This window comes from Roseovarius sp. MMSF_3281, assembly GCF_030733685.1.
GTDB lineage: Bacteria > Pseudomonadota > Alphaproteobacteria > Rhodobacterales > Rhodobacteraceae > Roseovarius.
In genome coordinates this window covers 1-13,603 of record NZ_JASHIM010000041.1, presented here as the reverse complement: position 1 = coordinate 13,603, position 13,603 = coordinate 1, and the positions used below count along the sequence as shown (strand labels likewise).

The window sequence follows — 13,603 nt, the reverse complement described above, 5'->3', positions numbered from 1 at the left end:
CGCTTCGCCATTCTCGTATCCCTTCAAAGGTTTGGGATACACCTTAGCCGACTGTCCGGATTCCTGGGACCACTTCATCGCTGATATCGAAGACGCTGGTGCTGATGAGAAATGGACGGTTGGAAAGGCATCAATCAGACACGCTACTCCCTATTTATTTCTGACCGCAGATGTCATCATTAGTAACAAGACGGTTCTCCATGACCTGAATGATCCGGATAAGGCTAAAGACATAAGGGCTACTATGCCCTACTTCCTGCAAGCAGTGGATCAAGAGACTGTTCTAGCACAAAGGCGATTGCGGCAGCTTGAAGCAGCCTTGGGGCGGTTGGAGCGCCAGGACAAGGCGAGGAAGAAAAGCCGGTCTCTTCTCAGTGAGCGAGCTATGGCGCTGCTAACTCAGTCTGCTGGCTTGGGAATGTCCGATGCACCTGATCCCACACTCCCAGAGCAGGAGTTGCTTGGTATTCTGAGAGAGGTGTCATCTTTCGAGATCACCAGAACCGACAAGGAGATTGGTGACCAACTGGGCGCTTTGGAGGAAGAAAGGCGGCAAACAGTTCGATTGGCGTCTGAAAACCGCCAAAAACGAGATGCTTTGCGAGCGCTGGTCAAAGATTCCTCTGGGTTTGAAACGACGACTTCTGGGCAATTTCAGAAGCTGAACTTGGTTGATCACCTGCATCTCGACAGCGAGGTTTGTCCGGTTTGCCAAGAAAAAAGTCAGGTCGGAACGGATATCGCTAAGGACATCGCAGCCTCCCTTTCCCTTATCGAGAAGGAGGTTGCTTCGGTCCAACAGGTGACACCAGAGCTACTCGATCAGCTAGAGCAGGTAGAAGAAAACCTTAAGGCTGCCAATGATAGGATTAGGGAGATAGAGCGGCAAATTCGGAGTGCTATTCAGCAAAATGCCGCGCTCAAGAAGGCTGATGACCTAGCGCAAGCTAGGGCAATTACACTTGGACGAGTTGAACAGTTCCTGGAAACAACAGTTGAGGATTTTGAACAGCCGCCTGTCAATTTTGGAAACCTCCGTAGTGAAATCGAAACACTCCGCGAGATCGTCGACCCTCAAGCACTTCGTGACCGCATCGCACATGCCGAGAACATGGTATCGAACTATGCCTCAGAAATGCTTGGTTCCCTTCCGTCCACTGCCCCTTTAACCGGTGCGCGCCTCCAGTTCTTTGCTGACGGCAGGGTGCGCGTAATAGAAGCAGAGCGACAAAGGCAGCTCAACTTGGTCGATGTTGGCTCAGACCAGAACTATCTTGCGATACATTTGGCGCTTCTTTTTGGCCTGCACAAGCATTTTGAGCAGGTTTCGTCCCCGGTTCCAGGACTGATTGTGATCGATCAGATTAGCCGACCGTACTATCCCAAAGATGAAAAGGCATCGGATGAGAGAACCCTGGAAGAAATGGCTCAAGATGATGATCGTCGCTCGATGGGTAAAATAGTTGACTTCATCTTCTCGGAAACGGCCAAAGCCACTGGTCTCCAAGTTCTGTTGATCGAGCATGCATACATGGAAAATGATGATCGCTACGTTGGCGCGACCATTGAACGCTGGACTAGAGCAAACGGGATCAAATTGATCCCAGACGATTGGCCCGTGCGTGACGCGTAACTAGGACGAAGTGTTCCGTTTAGAGTTATCCTAGGGTCAGGACTCGTTCTTGATCATAACCAGAAGATGACGGTCGCGGCGAGAAGGATGGCGGAGAAGAAAGTTTCGGGGCAACGGTCGTATCGGGTGGCGACGTGGCGCCAGTCCTTGAGGCGACCGAACATGATCTCAATGCGGTTACGGCGTTTGTACCGGCGCTTGTCATGTTTGACAGGTTTCTTGCGGGATTTTCGACCAGGGATGCATACTTTTATCCCCTTGTCTTTCAACGCTTCCCGGAGCCAATCGGCGTCATAGCCCCTGTCTGCGAGCATCCAGTCCGCCTTCGGCAAGCTGCCCAGAAGCGCCGCAGCTCCGGTATAGTCGCTGACCTGCCCGGCCGACATGAAGAACTGGATCGGGCGTCCTTTCGCGTCGGTGACGGCGTGCAGTTTCGTGTTCATGCCGCCTTTCGTGCGCCCGATTTGGCGCCCACGCCCCCCTTTTTGACCCGCAGGCTCGAGGCCGTGCGGTGCGCTTTCAGATAGGTCGCGTCGATCATGATCGTCTTGTGTTCAGCGCTCTCAGTGGCTAGGCCCATCATGATCCGGGCGAAGACCCCGTTGTCACTCCAGCGCTTCCAACGGTTGTAGAGGGTCTTCGCGGTAGTGCCCCGAGGAGTGGTGTAGGAACTGGCGTCCAGCTGCTTCTTCATAGCTGGTGTTGCTCGTTCACTGAGCGGCAATCATCGCCGTCTCACGACCATCGTTGCATATGGCGGTCAGCTTTTCCACCGGCATGTAGCGGCGGGAGACGGCCCATTCGTCGTTCTGCTCCAGCATCAGCGCGCCGACGAGCCGGATCACGGCGTCACGGTTGGGAAAGATCCCGACGACATTGGTGCGCCGCTTGATCTCCTTGTTGACGCGCTCCAGCGGGTTGGTGCTGTGCAGCTTCGAGCGCAGGCTCTCGTCGAAGGCCATGTAGGCCAGCACGTCGTGCTCGGCCTCGTCCATCAGCTCGGCAACATCCCGGAACCGGTCGCGCAGGCTGTCGGCAACCTCGCGCCAGCGGGCATGGGCCTGGTCGCGGTCTTTCTCGGCGAAGACGGTCTTCACTACCGCGCTGACCACCGGCTTGTTGGTCTTGCCCACGCGGGCCAGCAGGTTGCGCTGGAAATGCACACGGCAGCGCTGCCAGCCGGCCCCCAGGACCTTGCGGGCGGCGGCTTTGAGGCCCTCGTGTGCGTCGCTGATCACCAGCTGCACGCCCCGCAGGCCGCGGCGGGTGAGTGAGCGCAGGAAATCGGCCCAGAAGGTCTCGGCCTCGGACGGCAAGACGGTGATGCCAAGGATCTCCCGGCGTCCGTCTGTATTGACCGCCACGGCCACTATCACCGCCATCGAGACGATCCGCCCGCCCTCGCGCAGCTTCACGTAGGTGGCATCGAGCCAGAGAAACGGCCAGTCCCCCTCCAGCGGCCGGTTCAGGAACGCCTGCACCCGCTCATCGATCTCTTCGCACAGCCGCGAGACCTGGCTCTTGGAGGTGCCCGTAAGCCCCATGGCACGCACCAGGTCATCTACCGCGCGGGTGGAAATCCCTTGGATATAGGCTTCCTGGATCACCGCCATCAGCGCCTTCTCGGCGGTGCGGCGCGGCTCCAGAAACGTGGGGAAATAGCTGCCCTTGCGCAGCTTCGGGATATTCAGGCCGATAGTCCCCGCCCGGGTATCCCATTGGCGCGGCCGGTAGCCGTTGCGCAGGTTCTCGCGGTCCGGGCTGCGCTCGCCATGCCCGGCACCGCACACAGCGGCCACCTCGATGTCCATCAGCCGCTGCGCGGCATCCTGGATCAGCTCTCGCAGGAAATCCGCGTCGTCGCTCTTGGCAATCACACCCGGAAGGTCAATCTTGGTCTCGGTCATCGTGCTCTCCTTCGTTGTCATCGGTCGTTGAACAACCTCAGACTACGAAGACGCGCGGTGGCCGCCAGCCCCAGCCGCGCACGGCCTCTTACACCACCTCCCGGGGCACTACCGTCTTCGCCGGGCCGTATTCCTTCGGCGCGTCACACCATCGCAACCCATTGCGATTGATGAAGATTATGCCGCTCAGAACGCGCCGGTCATCGACGCGGGGCCGGCCATGGCTCTTGGGAAAGCAGGGTTTGAGGCGCGCCATCTGCGCCTCGCTCAGCCAGTAAAGATTGCTCATCGATCAGGTCTCCTTGCGGAGCCTGAATCACGGCAAACGCCCGAAATCAATGGGTCTGGAGCCTAGGGTTCTTTCTCTTCCGACCCGCCAACCGCTGGTTCGGGTGTCATCGGTCTTACTACTGAAGCGAATGGCAGCAAAGTAGACTGCGCATATGGCATGGAAGACAGAAGTTAGATGTCTCCTCCTTTCGGCCGAACTACACCAACACACCAAAAGGGGAACCGTGGTCCCACGGCTCCCCTCCGGGTTTAGTTAGTCTCGGTTTTCGCGCTAGTCACGCGACCAGCGACAGCCCCACGCCCGCGTCCTGCGCCTGATCGCCGCTGTCGATGAACGGGATGATCGAGAAGGTCTGACCGCCGCGCTGTTCTTCGTTCTGCACGGCGTTGACCCGTAAATCGCCGTCGGGCGCGTTGATAAGCAGCGACAGGTAGTCATTGCCCGTGCGGCTGCTTTTGGCCATCCAGGCCGAGCCAACGCGGATCGGCGTACCACGCGGCGAGCTGACCTCGATCCGATAGTCGGGGTGGGTCTCCTCGGTCTTGTAGCTGTTCTCGATCAGCATGAACTCCAGATCGAACATCATGTTGGCGATGTAGCCGGCGAAGGCGTTGTCGGCGTCCATGGCGGTGAGTTCGCCCGAGATCGAACCGGATTTCATCAGGCCGTTCGAGACCAGCGGGATGATCTCGAATTCGCCGCTCTGGGCCGCGCGCGCCTCTTTCGTCTGCACCGCGTTGACCCGGAACGGGCCCAGGCCCACGTCGATCTGCATCGAGATGTAGGGGTTGCCGCTGGTATTGCCTGTTTCGTTCCAGGCCGTGCCGATGCGCACCTTGCGGCCCGACTTATTGATTGCCGTCACGTCAAAATCCGGGCTGCGTTCGGACATCTTGGCCCGTGCCTCGAGCTGGATGGCGATGTCAAAGCGCGTCGAATGGATCATGCCGGTGTATTCGGCGGCTGCGGTCTCGACGTTGCGGGTGAGAGTTCCTGCGAACATGGGATAGGTCCTTTTCGATTGGCCGGTGACTGACGTCCTTGCCAGCGCATCCGGGATTGCTTTCACGACCCCTCCTGGGATCACAAACCAGAAAGCTTGCTTTCCTTTCAGCCCCGCCCGCGGGTCAGAGCTGCCCTCCGAGTGGGAGCGCCCCCGCGCCTCCTTGTGCTACGCCCCTGCCCTACCCCTATGGTCTTGATTGGCTGCCCAGATTTTCTGCGGCGTCCTTCGATTGCGCGATGAAGAACTCCGCCTCTTCCCCGTTCAACCTTTGCCCGCCCCGGTCGGTCAGACCGATGCAGCTACCGTTCGGCACATAGGTGATGAGGTACTGACCGAGCCGGTCCTTGTGGACAACGTAGCCGGTATTGGCCCAGTGCACGGTTTCACCGGCATCAACGGCGGCCTTGATGTCTTCGTGTGTCATGCGAACCTCCTTACGAAGAATGGTGGGGAAACGACGCAAGAAGCCCGGTCATCCAACCGGGCTTCCGTGCGGCATTCGTTCGGCCAACGGCCGAGACCTGTCAGGCACCTTGCGTGGCTTGCATCGCGCGCGCCGCCATCCAATCCTTCAGGCCAAGAACCGTTCGGCCGGCGGCGACCTCGGACGCCCAAGCGGCCCTTGGGTCGCCGCGGGGCTCGGAGCCGACATGCCGGTCGATATGGCCATTGGCCATCCATGGCTCGGGCTGGATCCGTCGCAGCCAGTCCGCCATGCTGGGGATGCGGCCCTGGCAGTCTTCACGGATATGCTGCTCGCCGATCCAGCGCACGGGAATGTCCCGACTTGCGCTATTGGTCAGGGTCAGACCGAAGACACGTTCAGCATCGAACAGACCTTGGGTATGGTGGCGCAAGGCCCGGTGCGTGAAAAGCGCGAGATGCTCTTTCGAGGCGTCAAACCAATCGTGGACGGCCTGATAGTCAGACGGCACCCCGCCGAATTTCCGGGCAGAGCTTTCGGCATGATGAAGCGGATGGGCCATCTCAAAGCCCCTCGTCATAGCTGTGCGAGCATTCGACATAGCGGTCGGCGTGATCGAGGGTGATGCTGTCTGTTGCAATGTCCCAGGTCAGCGTGCCGTAGCCGCCCTCGTTGTTCTCGAACCCCGGATGATGATGATAGGCGAGTGACCAGGCGAAATCGCCAACTTCTGTGACAAGCGGCTCCGGCAGGTTGACCTCTGCAGTCCGCACCGTCACATCCTCGACATTGCCGGAGTCGCCATAGGCAGTGACCTCGCTGATGCCAAGCGCACGTAGTTGCGCGAGCAGCTCCACTCTGGATGCCTTCAAGGTGGTTTCGCGCTCTGCACGCCACTGAGCCGCCATTGCGGCATAGTCGATTTGGGGATTGGTCATGGGTCTGTCCTCTCGTCTGAATTTGGGGGGACCGGGCGTGGCATTGGTCTGCACGCGCCCGGAAAGCGCAGACCGGTGAAACCCAGATCCGCGACGCCCGACCGGAAGCCCGCTTTGACTTTTCAGGCGGCTTGTTCTGCCGCTCTGGCGGCTTCCTGCCCCACGATCCGGGCCAGAATGCTTCCCGTGTCGATCCCGTCCCCATGCGGCAGGAACACCCGCAGCTGGAAGGCGATGATCTCAGTGAAGCAGCCGAGAGCCTTGAGGCCATCAATCATGCCCCGATCCGCGCCGCCCAGCTCGAGGCGCATCTCGCCTGCGACACGGCGACGGGTCAGGGTCAGACCCCGGCCCAGATCGACAGGCGCGGTGGTGCCGAGGGCGGCGGTCAACATCTCCTGCGGTGTTTGCGGGTTGGAGACGAGGAAGCGGGCGCGCAGCGCGGCCGCCACTTCCTCGCTCAGCGTGCGCCCGATCATGGCGGTCGCCCCGTCGGGCGTGACCCGGTAGATGCGCTCATTGGTGGTCGGAATGTCCTTCCAAATGGGCAGCAGCAGCCCGGTCAGCAGGTAGAGCTTGGTCGTGGTGGTTTTTGGCAGGGACGCAGCCTCGGCATCCCAAAGCCGTGCGAACTCCGGTTTACCGATCTCTTCCCAGGCCGAGGACTCGAAGCGCATCTCCTCAAGGTAGCTCGACCCGTTGGGCCGTACCGCCTTGCGCATGAGGGTGACGATGTCCTCGTCATACATTTGCATGGGCCGCGCCGAGATGAGCGCCGCGCGGCCGGAGGCGCGATTGACCATCGGCAGCTTGTCGGGGTTGCGCGACAGGGCGTCATCCGCCGACAGCACGTGGACCGGGTCGGTCACCTCGAGCCCGATGATGCGCGTCACGGCGCCGGATTTCGGGCAGGTCCAGAGATCCTCGGTGGAGACCTGCTCGATCCTTTCGCCACGCAGGGTTTCCACGCCGAGATCGAGCGTGCCTGCCGCGCGCGCGCGTTCGGTCTGATCAGCGATCCGGCACATGAACTCGGCAAAGAGCGCGTTCTGCATGTGGATGGGAAGGGCAAGCACCCGGTTGAGAAACCGCTGGATCGGCGGCAGCTCTTCGAGCAGCACCCCGTCCTTGTCGATCAGCCGAAGGGCCGTCCAGTCGGTGAAGCTCTCATAACTCATCGCCTCAGCGCGCCCGGCGGCAAGATCGGCGAAATACCCACGCAGCGCCGCCCGTGCGATCGGGCTTTCCAGATTGTCCTCCTCGCGGAACATGCCTTGCGAACCGGTTTCTCGCTGGCCCTTGGTCAAAGCCCCCAGCTGGTCGAGGCGCTTGGCGATCGTCGAGGTGAAACGCTTTTCGCCATGCACATCCGAGGTGCAGACCCGGAAGAAGGGCGCGCTGACCTGAGCCGAGCGATGCGTGCGGCCGAGTCCCTGGATGGCCGCATCCGCGCGCCAGCCGGGCTCCAGAAGATAGTGCCGCCGCCGCTTCTGGTTCTTCGCCGTTTGCGCCGCATGATAGGAGCGGCCCGTGCCACCTGCATCGGAGAAGATCAGGATATCTTTTTCGCCATCCATGAACGCTTGGGTCTCGGATGAATTGCTGCTGGCGCTACGCTTCTCGATGAATAGGTGGCCATCGTCCGCCTTAAGAGGTCGGATCGACCGGCCCGTTACTTCGGCCACGGCCTCGTCGCCAAAGGCCCAGAGGATCTGATCCAGCGCCGAGGGGATCGGCGCCAGCGTCATCAATTCCATCATGGCCGCATCGCGCAGGGCGAGCGCCTCGCGCGAGACAACGAGCGCCCCGGTCTCATCCCGTAAAGGTTCCACCACCATATTGCCGTCGATCTCCACGAGCTTTTGCGCGTGGATCGGGAAGGCCTGTTCGAGGTAGCCCAGAACATAGTCGCGCGGCGTCAAGGCGCCCTCGACGAGCTCGTCGTCGGCGTCCATCGTCTCAAGTCGGCGTTTCAGCAGGCTTTCGCCCGTCGAGACCACCTGGATGACGCAGGCGTTGCCCACTGCCAGGTCGTCCTCGATGGCGCGGATGATACTCGGGGCTTTCATGCCCATCAGGAGATGGTTGAAGAAGCGCTGTTTCGTGCTCTCGAAGCGGGACTTGGCCGAAGCGCGTGCGGCCGAGGCGTTGGTTTCCCCAGAGGCGTTGTTGACGCCGGTCGCGGTCAGTGCCGCCTCGAGATTGTGATGTATCGTCCGAAACGCGCCCGCATAGGCGTCGTAGATCTCGATCTGGGCCGCGGTCAGCGCGTGTTCGAGCACGTCATACTCCACTCCATCGAAGCTGAGGGCGCGGGCCGTGTAGAGGCCGAGCGTCTTGAGATCGCGCGCAACCACTTCCATGGCGGCGACGCCGCCGGCTTCCATCGCCGACACGAAGCTCTCGCGGCTCGGGAAGGGGTACTCTGGCCCCTGCCCCCAGAGCCCCAGCCGCGCGGCATAGGCCAGGTTGTGCACGCTCGTGGCGCCCGTGGCCGAGATGTAGAAGACGCGGGCGCGAGGTGCTGCCAGTTGCAGCCGCAGGCCAGCAAGGCCCTGCTGGGAGGGTTTGACCCCCCTGCCCTGCTCGGACCCGGCCGCGTTCTGCATGGCATGGGCCTCGTCAAAAGCGAGGACGCCTTCAAAATCTTCGCCCATCCAGTCGAGGATCTGGCTCAGCCGCGTGGTGCCGCATTTGCCCGCGGAGCGCAGCGTTGCGTAGGTGACAAAAAGGATACCGTCGCCCATCGGGATGAGTTGGTCCGGTTTCCATTTGGAGAGTGGCTGGATATCGGCGGGTGAGCCGCCAAGATCGGTCCAGTCGCGGATGGCGTCCTCGATGAGCGTGGCAGATTTGGAAACCCAGATCGCCTTTCTGCGCCCCACAAGCCAGTTCACGAGGATGAGCCCTGCGCATTCGCGGCCCTTGCCGCAACCGGTGCCGTCCCCGAGGAAATAGCCAAGACGATAGGCCCGTGCATCGGGGTCATCATCGGCGCGCGTCAGCTTGGTCTGGTCGTCATCGATCGTAACCCGTCCCGGCAGGTCGCGCCCATGGGCATCATGGGCCATGATGATGGTCTCAAGCTGCGCCTCAGAGAGATGTCCCTCCTCGATCAGCTTGGCGGGCAACCGCAAGTCGTCACTGCCCGTGTTTGAGGGCACCGGTGGTGCAACAGAGGCCATGGCGATGCTTTCGACCAGCGGCGTGGGATGTTCTTGCGCGCCTGCGATCTCGATCCGTTGCGGGCGGTAGCGCGCATAGATGTCCGAGACGGGCGTGTTGTCGCGCGGGGTCTGAAAGCTTGTGAAGCTGAGCGAGCGGACGGCATTCGCCTGGGGTTTGGTGACGGCGACAGGCGCAGCGGCGGTCTTGCGCGGGGCAGAAGATTGAACGGTCGACCGCGCGTGCGGCATCGACGCCACCCTTTGGGCGGGGCGCGCCTCGGGCCGGGTTGCGGCCACGGCGTCGACAAAAGGAAGGGCTTCATCCAAGTCCCTGACGCTGGCGCGGATCATCTCGCCGTCCTCCCGCACCTTGTCGAAGACCATGAGCTGGGTTTCGACAGAGGTGCCGAGCTTGCGGTAGACCTGCCCCGGCATCGTCAACGCCAGTCGCGGCGTCAGGAGACCGCAGGCGCGGGACCAATGCGCGGCATCGCGTTCGGGCGTGAATCCTGGCGGCATGATCGCCACCAGCCGCCCACCTGGTGCCAGGCGCTTGGCAGCCGCGATGAGATGCTTGGCGGCGATGTGCTTGTCCCGGGAGCGATCGACCGAGGAGGCGAAGGGCGGGTTCATCACCACGACGTCGGGTAGAACCGGCGTCCGCAGCAGATCGTCGAGATGCTCGCCATCATGGCCCGTCACCTCGCCGCCGAAGAGCGCCCGCAGGAGGCGCTGGCGAAACGGATTGATCTCGTTGAGCAGAAGCGTGGCGCCTGCCCGTACGGCGAAAGCGGCCAGGGCACCGGTGCCCGCCGAGGGCTCCAGCACGGTCTCGCCCTTGCAGATCGCCGCGGCCCGCACCGCCAAGGCGGCAAATGGCAGAGGCGTGGAAAACTGCTGCAGCCTGATCTGCTGCTCTGACCGCCGCGTTTCCGTCAGCAGCCGTGAGGCAACCAGCTTTGCAGCGGCGATGTCACCTGCCGCGCCGTCCCCACCCAGCAGCACCTGGATGGCCGCGGCCTGCATCATGTCATAGGCTATGCGCCAGTCCCAGGCGCCCCCGGCATCACTGCCATGAAACGTCTCGCGCATGATGCGCGCCAGCGCTGAGCTGCGCAGGGGTTGGTGGGCGATCTCCGCGCAGATCTGTGCCAGTGCAGAGGCGAGGTTAGCGTCGAATTCAACAGGATTGGGGAGCGTTGAGCGGGGCTTGGACATGGGGGTTTCCTTTGGATCAGGGTCTGAGTTCCAAAGACAAAAAGCCCTCTTTCGCTTTTCAGGGTGACGGGGGTCAGACCGCACTGACCTCCAAGGCTTGGTCAGGGCTTGGGTTCGACCTGCCGCTTCGCATCAATCAAAGCCTGCGCGGCCTGCATTACCTGAACCTGAGATGTTCCCGAGCGTGCATCCTCCAGCGCGACCTGTACCTGCGCACGAAACCACGCGTCATACGAATTGACATCAGCCGCCACGGAAATGCTCCTCGAGACCGAGGTGCGGCTGTTCCTTACCCGTTGGGTCCATTGCGCTTTCTCCGACTATGCTATGGGTCGATGCTACATCACCCACAGTGGTGCCGTAAACGGCAAGGCCGTAAGGTTCACAGCTAACCCGACCACTCACCGATCAGGTACCGCGTCCAGGGACGCCTCGAACCGCTTGTCCGCCGCCGCGGCTTCTTTCAGGAGCGCGTCAAAATTGTCAGGTGGGTTGCCATCTTCCAGCATCCCTTTGAACGTCGCATAGGCATCCGTCTTGCTGCCATAGGCGCGCAGGGTCTTGTCGTCGTTCACCCAGGCCACCACGATGACCTTCGCATCGCTGTTGAACCGGTAGAACAACCGATACTGTTGGAAGAATTTCGCCCGGAACCAGTGCTTGCGGTGATCGCCGAGTGTGCCGCCTTGCCGGAAGGCGGCGGCACCCGGATCTGCCGGTATGGCCTCGGTGACCAGCTTGAAGATGGCGGCCAGCCGCTTCGTGGAATTCTTCTTGCGCCAGGTCTTGGGATCGCGTGCCTTACGCGCCTCGACCTCTTCAATCAGCCCTTCGAGCTGGTCCAGAAAGAGCGGATGCGCATAAATCGACCATCCGTTTACGACAAGGGGCGCTTGGGCGGGCACGCTATCGCCGCTCATTCATCCTCGAGCGATAGCGGCGCATCGAGATCGACGTCAACGTCTCCGACCAGTGCTGCAAGACGGTCATGCAAAGCCCCATCGAACGCCCGAATGCGGTCCGGATGCGCCTTGATATCGGCCTCGACAAAATCGAGAAAGGCGCCGAGCACAGGATCTTCCTCGTCGCTGCGCACGGGCTCGATATAGACCCTGCCACTCGGCTCGGTGCAGTAACGAATCTGGTCGCCCTTGCCCAACTTTAGCTGTTTGCGCACCCCCGCCGGCACGGTCGTCTGATACCGGTCCGTGAGTTTCGAGACGTCTTGTGCGAGCGCTGTCATGGCAGTCTCCTGAAGAAAAGGGTCTTTGCTGCCTGTGATAGGTAATGCATTTGCATTGCCATGTCAAGATAAGCCGCAGGATCTGCTGTCGCCGACCGACCAATCAAACGGTTTTTCGGAGTCGGGTTCGAAAACTGAAAAACCCGCCGCAATGCGACGGGCTTTTGCTTTCTTTGTGCAATGAGGGGAGGCATAGTGCCCGCAGTCTCAAAGCTCGCACTCTATATGGCACCGAAAGTCTTTACTGTCAATGTATCCACCGTTCACGGCTGATGAAGAACACCACCTTCCGAACGTCCTATCCGCACCTAGGTTTGCGACCTATCTGCGCGAAACCGGCAATGATAGGACGCGAGCTCTCCACCTATACCACTGGAATCTTCAAGTATCAGCCGCGTTCATGGTTCCACTCCATGTTTTGGAAGTTGCGCTGCGAAACGCGATCGTGGAAGCAATCGAAGCTGTCCACGGAGGAACATGGCCTTGGACACAAGGCTTCATCCGTTCGTTACCGAACCCGCGCGGTCCGGCATACAGCCCCAAACGAGACCTCGAAGGTTGCGCAGCACAGCAACCCACTGCCGGAAAGGTCGTTGCCGAACTGAAGTTCGTGTTTTGGGAGAAGATGCTGACAAACAGGCACCAAGGCAGACTGTGGGACGATCATTTCTACGCAGTGTTTCCGGACGCGCCCCGTGGTGTCGCTGCCAGCCAGCGCCGATCTGAATTAAGGTCTGACATTGAAGCCGTGAGGAGGCTCCGCAACAGAATCGCACACCATGAGCCTGTTTTTCCGCGCGCCCTTCAGGATGATTTTTGTCGGATCATCCGCTGCATAAGATGGCGCAACGAAACGACTGGCAACTGGGTGCTGGAAATCGAGACGGTACGCGCACTACTCGCAGTGCGCCCCTAAGGGTCCTGCCCCGCCAGGAACTCCGCCAGCACAGGACTGGCCTCACCCTTTGCGGAGCTGAGCAGCTCCGAGCCCGCGAGCGAGGCTTTCGACAGGCGTACGAGGCCGCCGGTTTCCTCGATGCGGTAGCAGCGGCGCTTTTGCCGCCCGCGCCTGTAGTGCGTCGCGGTGACGATCTGGCATGTGCTGCCACCGGTGAGCGTCACAGGTGCTGCGAGCTTGATCTTGTCGCCTTCCTCGTAGTCCGGGATCGCAGCCCAGTCCTGGCAGCGCTGGCGCCAGGCATGAGCATAGCTGTCTGGGTCTTTCAGCTCGGACAGCAGGACCAATAGGCTCAGTGGCGCGCGGGATTCGACCGGTCCCGCGCTTTCCTCCATGTCCTTGTAGCCCCAGCAGCCGTCATCATATCGGGTAAGGAAGACGGCGGCGAAAGTGATCGAGCCGTCAGGATCGGTGACATAGGTCGCGTCCTCGACAGGGGTGCCGTCGCGATTGGTAACCCTAGCCGCTGCATACCAGGTGGAGCCAACCTTACAGGCCTTGACCAGTTCGGTTTTGCGCGTGTCGCCCTCAAAGGTGCAGAGCCGAGTGATCTCCGCTTTCTCATCCGCATAGGTCTGGACGCGGCCGTCGGTGTAAAAGAGCCAACCCATCACGCCACCCTCCGGTCATCGAGTTCCATCAGCGCATCGAGCGGCACGCGGTAGGGCTGCATGGCGTCGAAATCCTCACAATTGCCGCAGTTCTGCACGATCGCGAAGGTGTCGCAGGCATCCTTGAGGATGACCCGGAAGGTGCCGCCGAGGCCCGAGGGCACCTCGTAGGTCCCGCCGATGAGATAGTCCGAAGCCCGGCGCAC

Annotated in this window: 11 protein-coding genes and 4 pseudogenes; 2 read left to right on the top strand and 13 right to left on the bottom strand. The window is 61.2% G+C overall.

Annotation, left to right across the window (positions count from 1 at the left end):
- Positions 1-1,633: DUF3732 domain-containing protein (locus RBB32_RS20760; protein ID WP_306155592.1), on the top strand; the 1,633-nt coding region annotated here is incomplete at its 5' end.
- Positions 1,634-1,686: 53 nt separating this feature from the next.
- Here the strand turns inward: RBB32_RS20760 and RBB32_RS20755 are convergent.
- The 11 genes and pseudogenes from RBB32_RS20755 to RBB32_RS20705 all read right to left on the bottom strand — a co-directional run.
- Positions 1,687-2,276, bottom strand: a pseudogene (locus RBB32_RS20755) (IS5 family transposase); the annotation flags it as partial.
- A gap of 67 nt (positions 2,277-2,343) precedes the next feature.
- Positions 2,344-3,561 carry an IS256 family transposase gene (locus RBB32_RS20750; RefSeq protein WP_306155588.1) on the bottom strand — a complete coding sequence of 406 codons (1,218 nt, stop codon included), beginning with the start codon at positions 3,559-3,561 and terminating at the stop codon, positions 2,344-2,346.
- Between the two features lie 79 nt (positions 3,562-3,640).
- Positions 3,641-3,829: pseudogene (locus RBB32_RS20745) on the bottom strand (transposase); the annotation flags it as partial.
- Between the two features lie 277 nt (positions 3,830-4,106).
- A complete protein-coding gene (locus RBB32_RS20740) occupies positions 4,107-4,835 on the bottom strand; it encodes a DUF736 family protein (RefSeq protein WP_306155586.1) in 729 nt (242 codons plus the stop codon).
- Positions 4,836-5,016: 181 nt separating this feature from the next.
- Positions 5,017-5,262 (bottom strand): annotated as a pseudogene (locus RBB32_RS20735) (hypothetical protein).
- 100 nt (positions 5,263-5,362) lie between these two features.
- A complete protein-coding gene (locus RBB32_RS20730) occupies positions 5,363-5,824 on the bottom strand; it encodes a hypothetical protein (protein ID WP_306155582.1) in 462 nt (153 codons plus the stop codon).
- Between the two features lies 1 nt (position 5,825).
- Positions 5,826-6,200, bottom strand: coding sequence for a DUF6878 family protein (locus RBB32_RS20725; protein ID WP_306155581.1), 375 nt, complete (start codon positions 6,198-6,200; stop codon positions 5,826-5,828).
- A 122-nt stretch (positions 6,201-6,322) separates the two neighbouring features.
- On the bottom strand, positions 6,323-10,585 hold the full coding sequence (locus RBB32_RS20720) for a strawberry notch-like NTP hydrolase domain-containing protein (protein ID WP_306155580.1): 4,263 nt from the start codon (positions 10,583-10,585) through the stop codon (positions 6,323-6,325).
- 101 nt (positions 10,586-10,686) lie between these two features.
- Positions 10,687-10,839 (bottom strand): StaA, encoded by a 153-nt coding sequence (locus RBB32_RS20715; protein ID WP_306155579.1) that lies wholly within the window; start codon positions 10,837-10,839, stop codon positions 10,687-10,689.
- Positions 10,840-10,986: 147 nt separating this feature from the next.
- Positions 10,987-11,505, bottom strand: coding sequence for a type II toxin-antitoxin system YhaV family toxin (locus RBB32_RS20710; RefSeq protein WP_306112228.1), 519 nt, complete (start codon positions 11,503-11,505; stop codon positions 10,987-10,989).
- A complete protein-coding gene (locus tag RBB32_RS20705) occupies positions 11,502-11,828 on the bottom strand; it encodes a type II toxin-antitoxin system PrlF family antitoxin (protein WP_005668772.1) in 327 nt (108 codons plus the stop codon). The genes RBB32_RS20710 and RBB32_RS20705 overlap by 4 nt, the downstream gene beginning before the upstream one ends.
- A 445-nt stretch (positions 11,829-12,273) precedes the next feature.
- On the opposite strand from RBB32_RS20705, the gene RBB32_RS20700 reads away from it, so the two are divergent.
- Positions 12,274-12,744 (top strand): hypothetical protein, encoded by a 471-nt coding sequence (locus RBB32_RS20700; protein ID WP_306155578.1) that lies wholly within the window; start codon positions 12,274-12,276, stop codon positions 12,742-12,744.
- Here RBB32_RS20700 and RBB32_RS20695 read toward each other — a convergent pair.
- Both RBB32_RS20695 and RBB32_RS20690 read right to left on the bottom strand, forming a co-directional pair.
- Positions 12,741-13,397 (bottom strand): hypothetical protein, encoded by a 657-nt coding sequence (locus RBB32_RS20695; RefSeq protein WP_306155576.1) that lies wholly within the window; start codon positions 13,395-13,397, stop codon positions 12,741-12,743. The genes RBB32_RS20700 and RBB32_RS20695 overlap by 4 nt on opposite strands.
- A pseudogene (locus tag RBB32_RS20690) lies at positions 13,397-13,603 on the bottom strand (regulator); the annotation flags it as partial. The gene RBB32_RS20695 and the pseudogene RBB32_RS20690, both read right to left, overlap by 1 nt.